The 17028-nt window shown below is 71.1% G+C and carries 12 protein-coding genes and 1 riboswitch; of the genes, 4 read left to right on the top strand and 8 right to left on the bottom strand.

What is annotated here, in order from left to right; all coding sequences use genetic code 11:
- Positions 1 to 46: 46 nt before the first annotated feature.
- Both BLV01_RS10940 and BLV01_RS10935 read right to left on the bottom strand, forming a co-directional pair.
- Positions 47 to 994: a peptidoglycan DD-metalloendopeptidase family protein gene (locus BLV01_RS10940; protein ID WP_091798772.1), complete on the bottom strand. Its 948-nt coding sequence runs from the start codon at positions 992 to 994 to the stop codon at positions 47 to 49.
- Between the two features lie 42 nt (positions 995 to 1036).
- Positions 1037 to 2137: a hypothetical protein gene (locus BLV01_RS10935; RefSeq protein ID WP_091798770.1), complete on the bottom strand. Its 1101-nt coding sequence runs from the start codon at positions 2135 to 2137 to the stop codon at positions 1037 to 1039.
- 173 nt (positions 2138 to 2310) lie between these two features.
- Positions 2311 to 2445: riboswitch (SAM riboswitch) on the top strand.
- Positions 2446 to 2514: 69 nt separating this feature from the next.
- On the opposite strand from BLV01_RS10935, the gene BLV01_RS10930 reads away from it, so the two are divergent.
- The 4 genes from BLV01_RS10930 to BLV01_RS10915 all read left to right on the top strand — a co-directional run bounded on the left by BLV01_RS10930 (position 2515) and on the right by BLV01_RS10915 (position 7401).
- On the top strand, positions 2515 to 3582 hold the full coding sequence (locus BLV01_RS10930) for a homoserine O-succinyltransferase MetX (protein WP_091798767.1): 1068 nt from the start codon (positions 2515 to 2517) through the stop codon (positions 3580 to 3582).
- A gap of 26 nt (positions 3583 to 3608) precedes the next feature.
- On the top strand, positions 3609 to 4820 hold the full coding sequence (locus BLV01_RS10925) for an O-succinylhomoserine (thiol)-lyase (protein ID WP_091798763.1): 1212 nt from the start codon (positions 3609 to 3611) through the stop codon (positions 4818 to 4820).
- Entirely contained in the window at positions 4817 to 5962 is a 1146-nt protein-coding gene (locus tag BLV01_RS10920) for a homoserine dehydrogenase family protein (protein WP_091798761.1), read from the top strand. The genes BLV01_RS10925 and BLV01_RS10920 overlap by 4 nt, the downstream gene beginning before the upstream one ends.
- 230 nt (positions 5963 to 6192) lie before the next feature.
- Complete coding sequence (locus BLV01_RS10915; protein ID WP_091798758.1) at positions 6193 to 7401, top strand: DUF3089 domain-containing protein; 1209 nt, start codon at positions 6193 to 6195, stop codon at positions 7399 to 7401.
- A 543-nt stretch (positions 7402 to 7944) separates the two neighbouring features.
- Here BLV01_RS10915 and BLV01_RS27165 read toward each other — a convergent pair.
- From BLV01_RS27165 to BLV01_RS10890, 6 genes are all read right to left on the bottom strand, one after another.
- The gene (locus BLV01_RS27165) at positions 7945 to 9957 is read right to left on the bottom strand and encodes a glycosyl hydrolase family 18 protein (protein WP_091799162.1); all 2013 of its coding nucleotides are present in this window, start codon (positions 9955 to 9957) and stop codon (positions 7945 to 7947) included.
- Between the two features lie 68 nt (positions 9958 to 10025).
- Positions 10026 to 10355, bottom strand: coding sequence for a hypothetical protein (locus tag BLV01_RS25385; protein ID WP_139178613.1), 330 nt, complete (start codon positions 10353 to 10355; stop codon positions 10026 to 10028).
- Positions 10356 to 10932: 577 nt separating this feature from the next.
- Positions 10933 to 11937 carry an alpha/beta fold hydrolase gene (locus tag BLV01_RS10905; RefSeq protein ID WP_091798755.1) on the bottom strand — a complete coding sequence of 335 codons (1005 nt, stop codon included), beginning with the start codon at positions 11935 to 11937 and terminating at the stop codon, positions 10933 to 10935.
- A gap of 177 nt (positions 11938 to 12114) precedes the next feature.
- A complete protein-coding gene (locus BLV01_RS10900) occupies positions 12115 to 13392 on the bottom strand; it encodes a cytochrome c (protein ID WP_091798752.1) in 1278 nt (425 codons plus the stop codon).
- On the bottom strand, positions 13389 to 13970 hold the full coding sequence (locus BLV01_RS10895; RefSeq protein ID WP_091798749.1) for a (2Fe-2S)-binding protein: 582 nt from the start codon (positions 13968 to 13970) through the stop codon (positions 13389 to 13391). The genes BLV01_RS10900 and BLV01_RS10895 overlap by 4 nt, the downstream gene beginning before the upstream one ends.
- Positions 13967 to 16825 (bottom strand): xanthine dehydrogenase family protein molybdopterin-binding subunit, encoded by a 2859-nt coding sequence (locus tag BLV01_RS10890; protein WP_091798746.1) that lies wholly within the window; start codon positions 16823 to 16825, stop codon positions 13967 to 13969. The genes BLV01_RS10895 and BLV01_RS10890 overlap by 4 nt, the downstream gene beginning before the upstream one ends.
- Positions 16826 to 17028 lie beyond the last annotated feature (203 nt).

Below are 17028 nucleotides of genomic sequence, written 5' to 3'. Positions count from 1 at the left end.
GCCCCGCGGTCGCGACTCGCGTCGCTCCTACAGGGGGCTGCGGGACTTAGCGGGTCCCGCCGCCCAGGCGCAGCGGGCCCTGCGGGCCGGTCATGCGGAACGGGATCGACTCCAGGCGCATGCCGCGGTTGACCTGCACGGCGAAGTGCAGGTGCGGGCCGGTGCTGAAGCCGGTGTTGCCGGACAGGCCGATCTGCTGGCCGGCGCGCACGCGCTGGCCGACCCGCACCATCACCCCGTCGTCGGCCTTGAGGTGGGCGTACAGGGCCATGGTCCCGTCGTCGTGGAGGATGCGCACGAAGTTGGCGCGGTCGCCGAACTTCTCCAGGTTCAGCCCGGCCTTGTCGAAGTCCGACTCGACCTGCATCACCGTGCCCTCGCGCGCGGCCAGCACCGGGGTGCCGATGTCGGCGGCGAAGTCGATCGCGTAGCGGTGCTCGGGCTCGCTGTGGCTGAAGTGGCCGCCGTAGCCCTGGTCGATGCGGAACTGCTGCTGGCGCAGCGGCAGCAGGTACTCGGCGTTCTGCGGCCGCGCGCGCGGGTCGCCCGGCACCGAGCGCATGCTCAGCTCGAAATCGCCGCCGCGGCCGGGGTCCTGCGCGCTGAGCACGCTGACCACCGCGCTGGCGCGCGGGTCGAGGGTGGCGCTGGCCGGCAGCAGCGGGCTGCCGATGATGTTGTTGCTGTGGTTGAAGTCCAGCCGCACCTCGATCGGCCCGGCCAGGCTGTTGTCGGCCCAGGCCAGGTAGCGGTCGCCGTCCTGCTGCACGCGCAGGCGCGCGATCGAGCCGGGCTCGGAGCGGTACGGAATCACCTTGACCTCGGCCGCGCCGGTCGCGGCGGCGAGCGCGTCGCTGGGCGCGCGGTCGCCGTAGTGGGTGACGCCGTTGCGGTCGGTCCAGCGATAGAGCTTGCCGGCCCGCGCCGCCGGCGCGGCGAGCGTGGCGGCGGCGAGGATCAGGCTGAGGACGATGAAGGAAGTCGGACGCGGCATGGTTCGGCGGCAAGGCCCGTCGGGGCTGGCGAGAGGGCGGGCTTAGTCGAGGCAGTCCGATTGCAGTTGCAGGGCGCGGGCGACGTCGCCCAGGTCGAAGGCGGCGACCGAGCGGTCGTCGTCGACCGCGTACAGCGCGCCGTAGGGAAACGCGCGGGTGGCGGCCGCGTGCAGGGCGATGCCGTCGGTGTGCGCGGTGCGCTCGCCGCGGAAGCTGCCGACCGGGCGCAGGCTGTCGCGTTCGTAGACATGGAACACGGTCTGCGGGTCGAGCTGGTCGACCGCGACCCAGTAGCCGGCGCCGCGCGCGCAGCTCCACAGCGCCACGCCCTCGGCCTGGGCGGCGAAGCTGCCGGCGGGCAGGGCGCGGCCGGTGGCGCGGCCGGCCAGGCTGTACTCGCGCAGGGTCGAGCCGTGGCTCAGGTCTTCGTCGGCGACCAGCAGGCGGTCGCCGGCGGCGTCGCCGGCGATGGATTCGACGATGCGCAGCGCGGCGGCGTCGCTGGTGTCGCCGAACGCGCCCAGGTATTCGCTGCCGACCCGGCCGTCGGGGTCGAAGCGCAGGCGGTAGCGGCGCACCCGCTGGTCGAGTTCGTTCAGCGGCGGCACCTGGTCGAACTTGGCGCCGTACATGAAGTTGTCGGTGACATAGACCTCCAGCTCGTCCGGCGCGGTCTCGTTGACCCACAGGCCGTACGGGCTGCGCAACTGCGCCTCGCCGAAGCTGGCCAGCGGCGCGAACTCGGGCAGGCGCAGCACCTGCACGCGGTGGTTGTCGCGCTCGGCCACGAACAGGTAGTCGCCGAACACGGCGACTCCGTTGGGGCGCCTGAACTGGCCCAGCGCCGCGCCTTTCTCGCCGAATTCGCGCAGGCGCCGGCCGCTGTCGGCGTCGTACACGGCCAGGCGGTGGGTCGACTTGGCGGTGGCGATCAGCCAGGTCGAGCCGTCGGCGACGGGCCAGGTCGCCAGCGAGTCCAGTTCGTCGCTCGCCTGGGGCGCGGAGACGAAGCGTTCGGGCAGGCTGCGCGTTCCCGGCGGCAGCTCGGCGCTGCGGCGCGGTTCGGCCGGCCGCGGCGGCGCGGATGCGCAGGCGGACAGCAGGACGGTGGCGAGCAGGACGGCGACGAGGCGGCTGTTCATCGGCGCAAGTGTATGCGGCGGCGATGGCGAGCGGGTGTCGGCGCGGCCCGCGCGGGCGCGATCCGGGCATCGCCGGGCCGCGGCGGCGGCCCTCGGGCCGGGCGGCTAAATAATAAATCGCTATATGCGGATGAAGCGATTGACACGCCTCCATACGCTCGGCAGACTGTGCCCATCCATCGAGACCGGCTGAGGGACAGGCCCTTAGAAGCCGGGGCAACCCAACGCAGCGCAAGCTGCGTGAAGGTGCCAATTCCTGCGGCCCGCCCCGTCATCGAGACGTAGAGGCGTTGGTCGGAAGATGGTTGCGAACACGCGCCCAGCAGCGCGTGCGCGACTTGCAAGCTCGGTGGTCCGTTCACTTCCGGATGCCCGCCATGAGCTTCGCCCCCAGCACCGTCGACAGCCGCGCCGCCAGCGTCGAACGCAGCGATTCCTACGCTTCCTATGCCGCCTCGGCCGCCGCCTTCGAGCGTGCGCCGGCGCCGCGCGCCGTCCGCGGCGAGATCGCGATCGAACTCGACCTGCGCCACGCCGGCCGCCGCGCGCTGCGCCTGCGCTACGAAATCCAGGGCGACCGCGCGTTGCCGGCGCTGTTCGTCGCCGGCGGCATCTCCGCCCACCGCCACCTCGCGCCGAGCCGCGAATTCGCCGAGGCGGGCTGGTGGGAAAGCCAGGTCGGCGCGGGCCGTTCGCTGGATCCGGCGCAGCACTGCCTGGTCTCGTTCGACTGGATCGGCGCCGACGGCACGCTCGACGCGGCGATCGATCCGGCCGACCAGGCCGACGCCGTCGCGGTCCTGCTCGATGCGCTGAAGATCGCCCGCCTACAGGCCTTCGTCGGTTATTCCTACGGCGCCATGGTCGGCCTGCAGTTCGCCGCGCGCCATCCGCAGCGGCTGCAGTCGCTGGTCTCGATCAGCGGCACCCACCGCGCCCATCCGTATGCCGCCGCCTGGCGCGCGCTGCAGCGCCGCGCGGTCGCGCTCGGCGCGCTGCAGTGCGACGAAGCGCAGGGCCTGGCGCTGGCGCGCGAGCTGGCGGTGCTGAGCTACCGCACCCCGGAAGAATTCGCCGAGCGCTTCGGCGCCGCGCAGGTCGTCGACGGCCGCGTGCGCGTGGACGCCGAGGACTATCTGGACCACTGCGGCCACAAGTACGTGGCCCGCACCTCGCCGACCGCGTTCCTGCGCCTGTCGGAATCCATCGACCTGCAGCAGGTCGATCCAGCCTCGATCCGCCTGCCGGTCACCGTGGTCGCGGTCGGCGAAGACCGCCTGATCCCGCTGGGCGACGCCCACGACCTGGTCGAGCGCCTGCGCGGCGAAACCCGCCTGCGCGTGCTGCGCTCGATCTACGGCCACGACGCCTGCCTGAAAGAACAGTCCCAGATCGACACCATTCTTCGCGAAGCGTTGGCCAACTGTACGTCGGCGGCCGCCTGAGCATTCACTACTAAGGAGCGGCCCGCATGACCACCGAATCGACCCCGACCCTCGCCCGCAACGCCTGTACCGCCGCCGTGCGCGCCGGCATCGACCGCGATACCGCCTACGGCGCGGTGACCCCGCCGATCGTGCTGTCGTCGAACTTCAGCTTCGCCGGCTTCAACGACAAGCGCCAGTACGACTACACCCGCAGCGGCAACCCGACCCGCGACCTGCTCGGCGAGGCGCTGGCCGAACTCGAAGGCGGCGCCGGCGGCGTGATCACTTCCACCGGCATGTCCGCGATCACCCTGGTGCTGCACGCCTTCCTCAAGCCCGGCGACCGCATCGTGGTGCCGCACGACGGTTACGGCGGCAGCTGGCGCCTGTTCAACGCGCTCGCCGCCAAGGGCGCGTTCGAGCTGATCACCGCCGACCTGACCGACCCGCGTTCGCTGACCGAGGCGCTGGCGAGCGATCCGGCCGTGGTCTGGATCGAGACCCCGTCCAACCCGCTGCTGCGCATCACCGACCTGCGCTTCGTGATCGAGGCCGCGCAGGCCAAGGGCGCGCTGACCGTGGTCGACAACACCTTCCTGTCGCCGGCGCTGCAGCGGCCGATCGCGTTCGGCGCCGACCTGGTCGTGCACTCCACCACCAAGTACATCAACGGCCACAGCGACGTGGTCGGCGGCGCGGTCGTGGCCAAGAGCGAGGACCACCACCAGAAGCTGGTGTGGTGGGCCAATGCGCTGGGCCTGACCGGCTCGCCGTTCGACGCCTTCCTGACCCTGCGCGGGCTGCGCACGCTCGATGCGCGCCTGCGCGTGCACCAGGAAAACACCCAGGCCATCGCCGAACTGCTGGATGCGCATCCGGCCGTGCGCGTGGTGCATTACCCGGGCTTGGCCTCGCATCCGGGCCATGCGCTGGCCGCGCGCCAGCAGAAGGGTTTCGGCGCGATGCTCAGCGTCGAGATCGACGGCGGCGTGGATGCGGTGCGCGCGTTCGTCGACGGCCTGACCTGCTTCACCCTGGCCGAATCGCTCGGCGGCGTGGAGAGCCTGGTCGCGCATCCGGCGACCATGACCCACGCGGCGATGTCGCCGGAAGCGCGCGCCGCCGCCGGCATCGGCGACGGCCTGCTGCGCCTGTCGGTGGGCATCGAGCACGTCGACGACCTGATCGCCGATCTGCAGGCCGCGCTCGACCGCGCCAGCGCCGCGGTGGCCACGGCGGCGCGCGCGAAACGATGAGCGCCGTCGCCGCCAGCGCCCTGCACGGGGCCGAAGCCATCGCGCAGGCGCCGGCGCTGCGTCCCTCCCCAACGGTCGGCGCGGCGCCTGCGCGGGTGGCATTGCTCGGTACCGGCACGGTCGGCGGCGCGGTGCTGGCGCGGCTGGGCGGCTGGCGCGGCGGTCCGCTCGGCGAACGCCTGCAGCTGGTGCACGTGGCCAATTCGCGCCGCGCCGCGGCCGACGCCGGTGGGATCGTGCCCGAGCACGCGGCCAGCGCGCTGGCCGCGTCTGACCAGCGCAGCTCGCTCGACAGCGTGGCCGAGGCCCTGGCCGGCGGCTGCGGCGCGCGCGTGGTGATCGACGCCACCGCCAGCGAGGCGGTCGCCGAGCGCCATGCGCAATGGCTGGCGCAGGGCATCCACGTGGTCACCGCGTGCAAGATCGGCCAGGGCACCACCCTGGCGCGCTGGCGCGCGATCCGCGAGGCCTGCGCGTCCGGCGGCGCCGGCTACGGCGACAGCGCCACGGTCGGCGCGGGCCTGCCGCTGCTGCGCACCTTGCGCGAGCTGCAGGCCGGCGGCGACCGCATCCACGCCATCGCCGGGGTGCTGTCGGGCTCGCTGGCGTGGCTGTTCAACCAGTACGACGGCATGCGCCCGTTCTCGGCGCTGGTGCGGCAGGCGCGCGACGCCGGCTACACCGAGCCGGACCCGCGCGACGATCTGTCCGGCGAGGACGTGCGGCGCAAGCTGCTGATCCTGGCGCGCGCGGCCGGCGTGGCGCTGGAGGCGGGCGAGGTCGAGGTCGCCTCGCTGGTGCCGCCGGAACTGGCGATCCTCAGCCGCGAAGGCGTCGACGCCGCGCTGCCGGCGCTCGACGCGCCGCTGCGCGAGCGCTACGCGCAGGCCTACAAGAACGGCGAGCGGCTGCGCTTCATCGCCCGCCTGGAGCGCGCGGCGGACGGCCGCGTCGTCGCCCAGGTCGGGCTGCAGTCCCTGCCCGGCGACCATCCGCTCGCCGGCGGCGCCGGCACCGACAACAAGGTCGCGATCTGGTCGGACCGCTATCGCGCCCAGCCGCTGGCGATCCAGGGCCCCGGCGCGGGCGCCGAGGTCACCGCCGCGGGCCTGCTCGACGACGTGCTGCGGCTGGCTGGCTGAACGCCGCGGCGGTGCCCGGGGCCGCGCATCGGGCCGGTGCGCACCGGGAAACCGGTCGCAGTCACCCTTTGTTACAAACCGCAAAAGCTTACGACGCGGCGGCTACATGCCGGCACCACATAATCCGTGCAAATCGGCCGACACGTACCGTGCGGCCGTCCTAGAATGCGGCGCGGCGTTGCCGGAATCCTTCCGGCCGCGCCGGCATTCCAGACTACGGGCAGGTGGGCATGAAGAACGGCGCGGGTTGGCTGGTGGCGGTCGCGTTGGCGTGCAGCGCGGGCTGCACCCCGATGCAGCGGGTGGTCACCCCGGTGAAGCGGATGGTGCTCGATCCCAAGCGCGAGTTCGACCGCACCCCCGAACCGGCCGCGCCGGACTACCGCGACGCGCGCTTCTGGGCGGCGCTGCCGGACAAGCGCGACGGCGCCGACGCCACCCCGATCGGCATGCGCAACCGCCAGGCGGATGCGCCCGTGGACGTGTTCTTCATCCATCCCACCACCTATTTCAGCCGCGCCGGCTGGAACCAGCCGCTCGACGACGAGCAGGCCAACCGCGGCACCGAATTCGCCTTGCGCGCGCAGGCCAGCGCCTTCAACGAGGTCGGCCGGGTGTATGCGCCGCAGTACCGGCAGATGACCCTCAACGGTTACCTCTCCAGCTCCGACGCCGACCGCGACAAGGCCCTGGACCTGGCCTACCGCGACGTGCGCGCGGCGTTCGAGACCTTCGTGACCCAGTGGTCGCACGGGCGCCCCTTCATCATCGCCGCGCACAGCCAGGGCAGCGGCCACGGTCTGCGCCTGGTGTCGGAACTGATGTCCGACCTGTCCGCCGACCCGGCGTTGCGCAAGCGCCTAGTCGCGGCCTATCTGGTCGGCGCGGCGGTGCCCGAGGACGCGCTGCGGCGTACGATCCCGGGCGTGCCGCTGTGCGCGACGCCCGAGCAGACCGGCTGCGCGGTGTTCTTCAACGCGATCGAGGCCGGCGCGTTCGAGCCGGGCGAACGGCCCAAGCGCTTCGATCAGGTGCGCGCCTGGTACCCCGGCGGCTTCCGCAGCGTCGAGCATCCGCGCCTGCTGTGCGTGAACCCGGTGACCTGGCGCGCGGACGGCGAGTCCAGCCCGCAATCGGCGCATCTGGGCGCGATCCACGCCGAGCGCAACCGTCCGCTGCCGGAGCCGCAACCGCGGCGGCTGAGCGCGCGTTGCGACGGCGACGGCCTGCTGCAGACCACGTTGCCGGACGGCGAATGGCGGCAGTGGTGGTTCGGCGGCGACCAGCACGTCAACGATTACCAGCTGTTCTACATGGACATCCGCGCCAACGCCGCGCGGCGCGCGGCGGCGATGCGCGGCGGCGCGGCGCCGGTGGCGGCGAAGCCGGCGGCCAGGCCGGCAGCCAGGCCGGCAGCGGGGCGCAAGCGCGGGCATTGAGCGCGGCGGGTCGCGCGGCGAACTGAGCGAAAAGCATCGGGCCTGAAGGCCCTCCCACTACAGCACAGCCTCGCCGGCCGCTGCGCTTGGGAAGGCCTTCAGGCCCGATGCTTTGCCCTTGTCGGAAGGTCTTCAGGCCCGACGCTTTGCCCTTGTGGGATGGTCTTCAGACCCGACGCTTCGCTCTTGTGGGAGGGCCTTCAGGCCCGATGCTCTTTTCCCAGGTCGCGACGCGGCTTCCAACATCGCTTCCGCGCCAGCGCGCTCGGCCTCGACGCTCGGCGTCCGGATCGCATCATCCCCCAACCGCAAACCGCAAACCGCAAACCGCAAAAACGAAATCGGAGCGCCGATCGGGGGGATGACCGGCGCTCCGCTGCAGATCGCCGCGACGTATCGCTCGCCGTGGCTTTGCAAAACTTGGACTTCGAAACGCCCCTGAAGCGCTTCAGACGAAAACGAGAGAGGCGACGAGGATCCTCGCCCCGACCCCTCTCCCGCGGACGGGAGAGGGGCTTGCTGCTGGAATCGATCAGCCGGGACTCACTTCAGGCCGTCGTCGATCGCGGTCGCCAGGCTGCCGGTGGCGTCGTCGCCGCTGAACTCCCAGAAGAACGCGCCGCCGAGGTTCTGCGCCTTGACGTACTGCATCTTCTCGTTGATCAGCTGCGGCGTGTCGTAGCTCCAGAAGGTGCTGCCGTCGTACTTCCAGGTGGCGCGGGCGGTGGCGTCGGTGTAGATCGTGCCCGGCTTGTTCTTGAGCACCTTGTAGTCCTCGATGCCGGCCTCGTAGGTGCCAGGCGCCGCGGTGCCGTTCTGGTACAGGCCGTTGGCGACGTTCTGCACGCCGGTCCAGCCGCGGCCGTAGAAGCCGATGCCCAGGTTGATCTTGGAAGCCGGCACGCCGCGGGTGATGAAGGCCTGGATCGCGTCGTTGGAGTTGTACAGCTTCTGATCGCCGGTGGACGGATCGTTCGGCGAGGCGTACAGCGCCGAGTGATGGCCGGTCTTGGGATCCCACGCGCCGTGGAAGTCGTAGGTCATCACGTTGATGAAGTCCAGGTACTGGTGGTACGCGCCCGGATCGGTCACACGGATCTTGTCGACGCCGGCGCCGACCGCGACGGTGAGCAACAGGCCCGGCCGCACCGCGTTGAGCTGGCGGCGGAACTCGGCCATCAGCGCGGTGAAGTTGGCGTTGTCCTCGGGCTTGCCGCACTCGATGCCGCAGGCCACCGGGTATTCCCAGTCGATGTCGATGCCGTCGAACACGCCCGCCGCCGCGCCGACGCCGCCGGCGCCGTCGGTGACCGGCAGGTTGCCCTTGATGTAGGCGTCGATGCACGAAGCCACGAAGGCCTGGCGGTTTTCGGGGCGCGCCGCGCTGGAGAAGCCGCGCGACCAGGTCCAGCCGCCCAGCGAGATCAGCACCTTCAGGCCCGGATGCTTGGCCTTGAGCTGCTTGAGCTGGTTCCAGTTGCCGCGCAGCGGCTGGTCCCAGGTGTCGGACGCGCCGCTGACGCTCTCGCCGGCCTGGAAGGCCTTGCTGTAATCGGCGAACGCGTCGCCGCCGGCGCCGGTGTTCGGGTCGGACGGAATGGTCAGGCCGACTTCGCAACGGTTGTTGCGCACGTTGCCGAAGGCGTAGTTGATGTGGGTGATCTTCGCCGCCGAACCGGAGGTGTCGATGTTCTTGACCCGGTAGTTGCGGCCGTAGATGCCCCACTGGGCGAAGTAGCCGATCTTGTGCTTGTTGCCGCCGACGCCGCCGGGCTTGGTGGTGGCGCTGATCGAGCCGCTCTGCGCCGAGGCGTTGCCGGCGTTGTCGCGCGCGCGCACGGTGAAGCTGTAACTGGTGCTCGGGCTCAGGCCGGAGACGGTGTAGCTGGTGGTGGCCGGCGAGCCGGCGAGGCTGCCGTTGCGGTAGACGTCGTAGCCGGCCACGCCGCTGCCGCCGGCGTTGTCGGTGGACGCGTTCCAGCTCAGCGAGACGCTGTTGGAGGTCTGCGCGGACGAAGCCAGCCCGCCGGGCACGCTCGGCGCAGTGGTGTCGCTGGAGCCGCCGCTGACGGTCACGCTGACCGCGGACGAGGTCGTGGTCGCGTTCTGGTTGTCCTTGGCCACGGCGGTGAAGCTGTGGCTGCCGGCGCTGGCGTTGTTCCAGGTCACGCTGTACGGCGCGGAGGTGTCGACGCCGAGCGAGGTGGTGCCGCGGAAGAATTCGACGCTGGCGACCGAGCCGTCGCTGTCGGCGGCGTTGGCGCTGACGGCGATGTTGGCGCCGGCGTTGTAGGTGGCGCCGTTGCTCGGCGCGGTCAGGCTCACCGTCGGCGGCTGGTTGCCGGGGCCGGTGCCGCACACGCCCAGGTCGGTGTAGTAGTTGCAGCTCGGACAATGCGTCGGCGGCGTGTTCCAGATCGGGCCGGTGGCCTGGTACAGGCGATTTTGGTACGTCAGCTTGTCGCCGGCGGCGTAGATGGTGGAGGCGTTCCAGGCAGGAACGCCGTTGCAGGCGGCTTGCGCCCACGCCGTCGACATCGACGACGCGGCGAGCATGCCCGACAGCAACAGCAGGTTGGCGGACCGTGCGTGTCTCATGGTGCTTCCTCTCTCCCGATGCATAGTCATGACTTCGCCGGCCGCGCGCGGCCGACGGCGATTCCCGCCCGTGTCGAAGGAAGGTCGTCGAACCTTCCAATTGCATGGGAGGCTCGGGCCTCCTCGTCGATCGGCGTCGTTGCGCCGTCGTGTGTGTTGCGGCGTTGCGGCGCACCGCCGCCCGAGGCGGCCGGACCGGTGCGATAGGCCGGCCGTGCGCGAAATCGATTGCCCTGCGTTGCGACCGCGACGTCACCGCGCTGACGCGTGTTCCCTCCCTGCTGCCGCGGCGGCGAACCGATCGGCGTGCCGTTCGGATCGGGAAACTGGCGCCGCGTGACAACGTTGTCAACCAAGTGTCCGAGTCTTTGCGGGCTGGTTCACAGAACCTCGTGACAACGTTTGCCGGAAATGGCGCGGATTGCTGCGGCGCAGCGAGTCGTGGCGCGAGATGATGTTGAAAAACAGTGACTTGGATCGATGTCCAATGGACAGCAAGGTCGGCTTGCGAGTCAAAACGGCGTCACGGACGGCAAAGCGCCCGAGCGAGCGCCGCGGCGTGGGAAGTCCTTTGGGTTCGATGCGCTTGGCTCAGGACACGGCGCGGCGAGCGGATCGAAAAGCGTCGGGGCTGAAGCCCCTCCCACAACGTCTGGGCGAGGAATCGTGTGAGGGCCTTCAGGCCCGATGCTGTCGGCTCAGGTCATGACGTAGCGAGCGGATCGATAGGCGTCGAGGCTGAAGCCTCTCCCACAACGTCTGGGCGAGGAATCGTGGGTGGGCCTTCAGGCCCGACGCTTTTTGGTTCAAATCGTGGCGCGGCGAGCGGGTCGAAACGCATCGGGGCTGAAGCCCCTGCCACGCATGCGCTTGTCGGCAGGATTCATCGCGCGAGCTTGGTCGCTCAGCCCAAGCTGCCGGTCGGGCAGCGCATCACTCGCGCAGCGCATCCAGCAACGCCGCTTCGAACCGCTGCGGCGCTTCCACCTGCGGCGAATGCCCCAGGTCGTCGAACTCCACCAGCTTCGCGCCGGCGATCGCCTTCGCCGCGGCGCGGCCGAGTTCGGGATACAAGCCCAGTTTCGCCTTGAGCGCGTCGTCGGCCAGATCGCGGTTGATCGCGGTGCGGTCGCGCTGGCCGATGAACAGGACGGTCGGCACGCGCAGGCGCGCGAACTCGTGCACGACCGGTTGGGTGAACACCATCTCCGAGGTCAGCGCCTGGCTCCAGGCGACGCGTTCGTGGCCGGGGCCGGCATACAGGCCGGCGAGCATGTCGACCCAGCGCTGGTACTCGGGTTTCCACTGGCCGCCGTAGTAGACCTCCTGCTGGTATTTGCGGATGGTCGCAGCGGTGGTCTTGAGCTCGCGCGCGTAATTGTCGTCGACGCTGCGCCACGGCACGCCGAGCGCTTTCCAGTCTTCCAGGCCGATCGGATTGACCATCGCCAGGCGCGCGGTGGCTTGCGGATACATCAGCGCATAGCGTGCGGCGAGCATGCCGCCCATCGAGTGGCCGACGATGTCGGCGCGTTCGATGCCGAGCGAGGCGAGCAAGCCGTGGGTGTTGGCGGCCAGTTCGTGCAGGCTGTACTGGTGGTGGGCGGGCTTGCTGGATTTGCAGAAGCCGAGTTGGTCGGGCGCGATCACCCGGTAGCCGGCGTCGCGCAATGCCGCTATGGCCGATTCCCAGGTCGCGGCGCAGAAGTTCTTGCCGTGCAGCAGCACCACGGTGCGGCCGTTGGCCCGCTCGGGGCGCACGTCGAGGTAGGCCATCTGCACCGCCTCGCCTTGCGACTGGAAGCGGTAGCGCTGCACCGGGTAGGGGTAGTCGAAGCCGTCCAGTTCGGCGCCGTAGGCCGCGGGCTTGGGCGCGGGCTCGGCGCGCAGCGCGGGAGCGAGCAGGATCAGCAGCGTAGCGAGGGCGAAGGCGCGCATGGCGGAGTCGGTGCGGTGGGGTGTCGGCATCGTACCTTGCGGCGATGGAGCGGGTTTTGGCGACCGGGGCGAAGGGCGTCGGGCCTGAAGGCCCTCCCACAAAAGCAGGACGAAGCGTCGGACGCTTGTGGGAGGGCCTTCAGGCCCGACGCTGTCGTTCCAGTTCGCCGTGCGGTTTCAGTGCTTGCCGGCGCTCTCGCGCAACTTCTTGACTCGCTCGGCCGACACCTGCGCGCTCTGCCCGCCGTAGCGCGCACGCAGCCACTGCGCCAGTTCGGCGACATCCTGGTCGCTGAGCTGCGCCGAGAAGCCCGGCATGTCCTGCATCCGTTCCAATCCGGGCAAGTCGTGCTCGGGCAAGCCGTCGAGGATGGCGACGATCAGGTTGTGCGGATTCGGGTCGCGCACGCCGCTGTTGCCGGCCAGCGCCGGCGCCACGTGCGGCACGCCCTGGCCGTCGCGGCCGTGGCAGCCGGCGCACAGGGCGAAGTAGCGCGACTGCGCGGGCGCGCCGTCGCCGCCCGCTGCCGCGTTCGCACCCGCGAGCGCCATCGGCGCGGGCGGCGCATCGCCGAGCAGGTAGCTCGCGATCGCGCCGACGTCGTCCTGGCTCAGCCGGCTGGTCGACAGGTTCACCACCTTGAGCATTTCGTCGGACGCGACCGCATGCGCGGCGACGCCGCGGCCGAGGTAGGCCAGCAGGCCGGTGCGGTCCCAGCCGCGTTGCGCCAGGCCTTGCGGGGTCAGGTCGGGCGCGGCGAAGCGGCCGAGCGCGTCGTTGCCGGCCAGCGGGTTGGAGCGATCGACCTGGCCGAGCCAGCCGCGCGGGCTGTGGCATTCGCCGCAATGGCCGAGCGTTTCGACCAGGTACTCGCCGCGCTTCCACTGCGGCGACTGCCCCTGCGAGGCCGGCCGCGCCTGCGCGCCGGCGAACAGCAGGTTCCAGGCGTGGATGCCGGTGCGGATGTTGAACGGGAAGCCGACGCCGTTGGCGCTGTTCTCGCGCTTCACCGCCGGCCGGGTCATCAGGTAGGCGTAGATCGCGTCGCTGTCGGCGCGGGCGATGGTCTTGTACGAGACGTAGGGCATCGCGGGATACAACTGGTGCCCGTCGCGCGCTTCGCCGCGGGTGATGGCGTGGAAGAAGTCGTCGGCGCTGTAGCGGCCGATGCCGGTCTGCGCGTCGGGGGTGATGTTGGTGCCGTGGATGACGCCGAACGGCGAGGCCAGCGGCACCCCGCCGGCGAACGGCGCGCCGCCGTCGGCGGTGTGGCAGGCCGCGCAGTCGGCGGCGGCGACCAGGTAACGGCCGCGCTCGATCTGCGCCGGCGCGGCGTCGACCTGCACCGCGGGGCCGCGGCGATACCACCAGCCGGCCAGCCAATCCAGCGCGAACCACACCAGCGCGATCAGCGCCACCCAGGCGATCAGGCGTTTCCAGCGGCGCTTGCTCATCGCGGCGCCTCCGCCTGCTTGCGCAGGCGTACCGTCGGCAGCTGCAGCACCAGCGCCTCGACCGCCTGGTAATAGCGCACATAGCCGGTGCAGCGGCACAGGTGCGGGTTGAGCGCTTCCAGGATCAGCGCGCGCACTTCCTCGCGGTCGTAGTCGCGCGCCGCCTGCTTGCCCAGGCGTTCGAGCAAGACCGTGGCGGCGTTGACGAAGCCCGGCGTGCAATAGCCGCACTGGAAGCTGAAGTGATCGAGGAAGGCCTGCTGCACCGCCGACAGCTCCAGCAGCGCGCCGTCGTCGCCGCGCTTGGCGTGGCCTTCGACGGTGCGGATCGGCTTGCCCTGGAAGTAATGCGCGCCGGTGATGCAGCTGCGCACTTCGCGCGGCCCGTGTTCGTCGTCGACGATGACGGTGCAGGCGCGGCACACGCCCTGGCCGCAGCCGAAGCGGGTGCCGGTGAGGCCGAGGTATTCGTGCAGCACGTCGACCAGCATCATGTCGTCGGGCACGTCGATGGGGCCGTGGTCGCGGCCGTTGATCCGCAGCGTCAACGGCTTCAGGCGCAGGCTGTTCTGGCTCATGCGTGGGCCTGCTGCGCGCGCGGCGCTGATTCGGCGGCGGCGAGCGCGGCCTGGATCTTGTCGGGGGTGATCGGCAGTTCGCGGAAGCGATGGCCGATGGCGTGGGTTACCGCATTGGCGATCGCCGGCACCACCGCGATCATCACCACCTCGGCCATGCCCTTGGGCGCGTCGGACGGCGACAGCGGCGGCAGGATCTCGCCGGTCTGCGCCCACACCGCGACGTCGCGCGCGCGCGGCAGCTGGTAGCGGTTGAAGTTCCAGCTGCCGTCGCCCGGGCCGTCCTCGTACAGCGGCAGGAATTCGTGCAGCGCATGGCCGATGCCCATCGCCAATCCGCCCTGCAGCTGGCTCGATACCAGTTCGGGAACGATCGGCGTGCCGCATTCGAGGATCGAATGATGGTCGAGCAGTTCGACCTGGCCGGTGGCGGTGTCGACCGCCACCTCGGCGATGGTGCCGATGGCCGCGTAGTAGGTGACGCCGGCGTTGTTGCGCTGGGTCGGCGGGTAATGCGCGCGGCTGCGCGCGATCATGCGGTAGCCGTCGGCGGTCGGCGCGCCCGCGCCGTCGCCGCTGCCGTCGCCCCAGCGCAGCGCGACGCCGTCCAGCGGCAGCCGCGCGTCGTCGCCGGACAGCGGGAATTCGGCTTGGGCCCATTGCCAGCGGTTGAAGCTGTGCACGGTCGCGCCGGTGGCCAGGCCCAGTTCGAAGGCCTTGGCGGCGAGCTGTTGCAATGTCAGCGGCGCCAGGCCGCCGGCGCTGAGCTTGCCTTCGACCCAGCGCGCGTCCTCGCGCCGCACCGACAACGGCGCCAGCTGGCCGCCGCCGAAGCCCTGGCCCCACAGCGCCAGCGCCGCCGGCCACAGGCCCTGGGTGAACACCAGCCGCGCCGCCTCGCGGGTGGCGTGGCTGAAGAAGTAGGCCGAGTTGCTGGCGCTGGACGGGCTGGCGTAGTTCGGCGTCCAGCGCGGATCGCCGACGTGCGCGTCCTGGGTCGCCTGCGACATGGTCCAGGTGTCGTCGGTGGCGTGCATCGGCAGCGCGGCCCAGTCGGTCTCGCCGGTCAGCACCTCGTCGGCCGGACGGCCCAGCCACTTCGCGCACACCGCGGCCTGGCTGGTGGCCATGCCGGTGCCCATCTCGATGCCGATGTGGCGCAGGCGGATGCGGCCCTGCGCGGTGAGCGCGACTTCGGCGAACGCGGCCTCGCCGCCGGTGCCGTAGTCCTTCTGCACGCAGCCGTAGCCGACGCCGTAGCGCTTGCCCGGATGGGCGGCCTCGTACTCGCGCTTGCGCGCTTCGCGCCGGGCCCACAGCGGGTGCGCGCGCGATTTGCGCAGCACCTCGTCGGCGCGCTGCGCGCCGGCCGGGATCGCGCCCTGGGTGTTCTTCATGCCGGTGGCGAACACGTTGCGCAGGCGCAGTTCGATCGGATCCAGCCCCAGTTCGGCGGCGACCTCGTCGACCAGCATCTCGGTCGCGCCCATGCTCTGCAAGGTGCCGTAGCCGCGCGCCGAGCCGGCGTCGAGCGCGCGCGAGGCGATCACGGTGCTGCTCAGGTCGCTGCGCGGGACGTAGTAGATCGACTGCGCCGCGGTCGCCGCGACCAGGCACACCGAGGGCGAGAAGTTCATCCGCCCGCCGCCGTCGCCGGTCATGCGGCCGTGGAAGATCTCGAACTTGCCGCTGGCGCGGTCGGCCTGCAGCCGGTAACGCATGCGGAAGCTGTGGCGCTTGAGGCTGGACTGGAACTGCTCGTAGCGGTCGTTGGCCAGCCGCACCGGGCGGCCGCCGCCGTACAGCGCGGCCATCAGCGCCACGAACGGGAACGGGTTGTGGTCTTTGGAGCCGTAGCCAACGGTGTAGCAGGGATGCAGCACCAGCCGCTTCACGCCGAAGCCGGTGGCGGCGAGCATGCGCGCGCCTTCCTCGGCGATCTCGTTGGGCGACTGGGTCGCGCTGACCAAGTGCACGGTGCCGGTGTCGGCATCGAACCAGCCGTTGGCGTTGTCGAGTTCCATCGCGGCGGTGTCGATGGACTGCGAGAAGTACTCGCGTTCGATCACCAGCTTGTCCGGCGCCGGCTTGTCCAGTTCGGCCGCCATCGCATCGGCGTGCGCCACGCCCTGCGCATCGAGCTTGCCGGCGGCGTCGCCCTGGACCCACTGCGGATTCTGCTTGCGGTAGCCGGTGGGGAACAGCACCGTGTCCTTGTAGCTGGAATAGACGTCGTCGGCGTAGGCGTCGGCGCCGCCGACGCGCACATAGCGGAAGCTCGCCCACGGCGGCCGCTCGATCGGGCCGGCCTGCGCGCCCCAGCGGATCAGCTCGGGGCGGAACTTGAGCCGGCTCTTGGCCGCGCGGAAGCGGGCGAAGTCGTTCCAGATCAGCAGCGCGACCGCCTGGCCGAGGTAGGCCGGGGTCTTGCCCGGCGGCAGCAGCAGGTCTTCGCCGTAGAACGCGGGGAAGGCGACGCGGTCGCGGGCGAGATCGTCGGCGCTGACGACGCGGTCGGGCTGCAGGTCGGCCGGCAGCACGGACAGGTCGAAGCCCAGGTAGGCGCGGTCGGCGAGGGTGGCGCGCAGCAACATGGCGTGGGCCTGTTCGCGCGGCCAGCCGGGCAGGTCGCGCGAGCGCATGTCGAAGCTGAAGAGTTTTTCGCCGCTGGCCTTGGCGGTGGCGTCGGTGCGGTAGCGGATATGGCCGGTGGCCGGGTCCCAGGGCATCGGCCGCAGCCGTTGCTTCTCGAACAAGGCCGCCAGCGCGGCGCTGCCGGGCGCGGCGACGTAGACGCCGATACCGGCGATGACGCTGCACTTGAGGAAGTCGCGGCGGCTGAGGCGGGCTGGCATGAGCGGCTGGCTCCGGCTGGCGTCGGGCCATAGTAAGCGCATGCTGCGGGGCAAAACGCGGTGAAATCCGCGCGGCCGCGGGCGGTGCGTGCGGGGCGTGGCGGGAGGGGTCAAAGAACGTGGGCGGTGGCGTGGGGTTGGGTCGCGTCGGGGCGCAGAGCGTCGCGCCTGAAGGCCGTCCCACAAGGGCAGCGCCTGCCCAC

It is taken from the genome of Lysobacter sp. yr284, assembly GCF_900107375.1.
Lineage (GTDB): Bacteria > Pseudomonadota > Gammaproteobacteria > Xanthomonadales > Xanthomonadaceae > Lysobacter.
Note: the sequence above shows the minus strand (reverse complement) of the source record. Positions and strands in the feature narration are given on the sequence as shown.

What these genes read in the sequence shown, in the direction of transcription:
- BLV01_RS10890 (WP_091798746.1), bottom strand. Translation starts at nt 16,825, where the DNA reads ATGCCAGCCCGCCTCAGCCGCCGCGACTTCCTCAAGTGCAGCGTCATC.
- BLV01_RS10930 (WP_091798767.1), top strand. Translation starts at nt 2,515, where the DNA reads ATGAGCTTCGCCCCCAGCACCGTCGACAGCCGCGCCGCCAGCGTCGAA.
- BLV01_RS10940 (WP_091798772.1), bottom strand. Translation starts at nt 994, where the DNA reads ATGCCGCGTCCGACTTCCTTCATCGTCCTCAGCCTGATCCTCGCCGCC.
- BLV01_RS10920 (WP_091798761.1), top strand. Translation starts at nt 4,817, where the DNA reads ATGAGCGCCGTCGCCGCCAGCGCCCTGCACGGGGCCGAAGCCATCGCG.
- BLV01_RS10915 (WP_091798758.1), top strand. Translation starts at nt 6,193, where the DNA reads ATGAAGAACGGCGCGGGTTGGCTGGTGGCGGTCGCGTTGGCGTGCAGC.
- BLV01_RS10895 (WP_091798749.1), bottom strand. Translation starts at nt 13,970, where the DNA reads ATGAGCCAGAACAGCCTGCGCCTGAAGCCGTTGACGCTGCGGATCAAC.
- BLV01_RS27165 (WP_091799162.1), bottom strand. Translation starts at nt 9,957, where the DNA reads ATGCTCGCCGCGTCGTCGATGTCGACGGCGTGGGCGCAAGCCGCCTGC.
- BLV01_RS10900 (WP_091798752.1), bottom strand. Translation starts at nt 13,392, where the DNA reads ATGAGCAAGCGCCGCTGGAAACGCCTGATCGCCTGGGTGGCGCTGATC.
- BLV01_RS10905 (WP_091798755.1), bottom strand. Translation starts at nt 11,937, where the DNA reads ATGCGCGCCTTCGCCCTCGCTACGCTGCTGATCCTGCTCGCTCCCGCG.
- BLV01_RS10925 (WP_091798763.1), top strand. Translation starts at nt 3,609, where the DNA reads ATGACCACCGAATCGACCCCGACCCTCGCCCGCAACGCCTGTACCGCC.
- BLV01_RS10935 (WP_091798770.1), bottom strand. Translation starts at nt 2,137, where the DNA reads ATGAACAGCCGCCTCGTCGCCGTCCTGCTCGCCACCGTCCTGCTGTCC.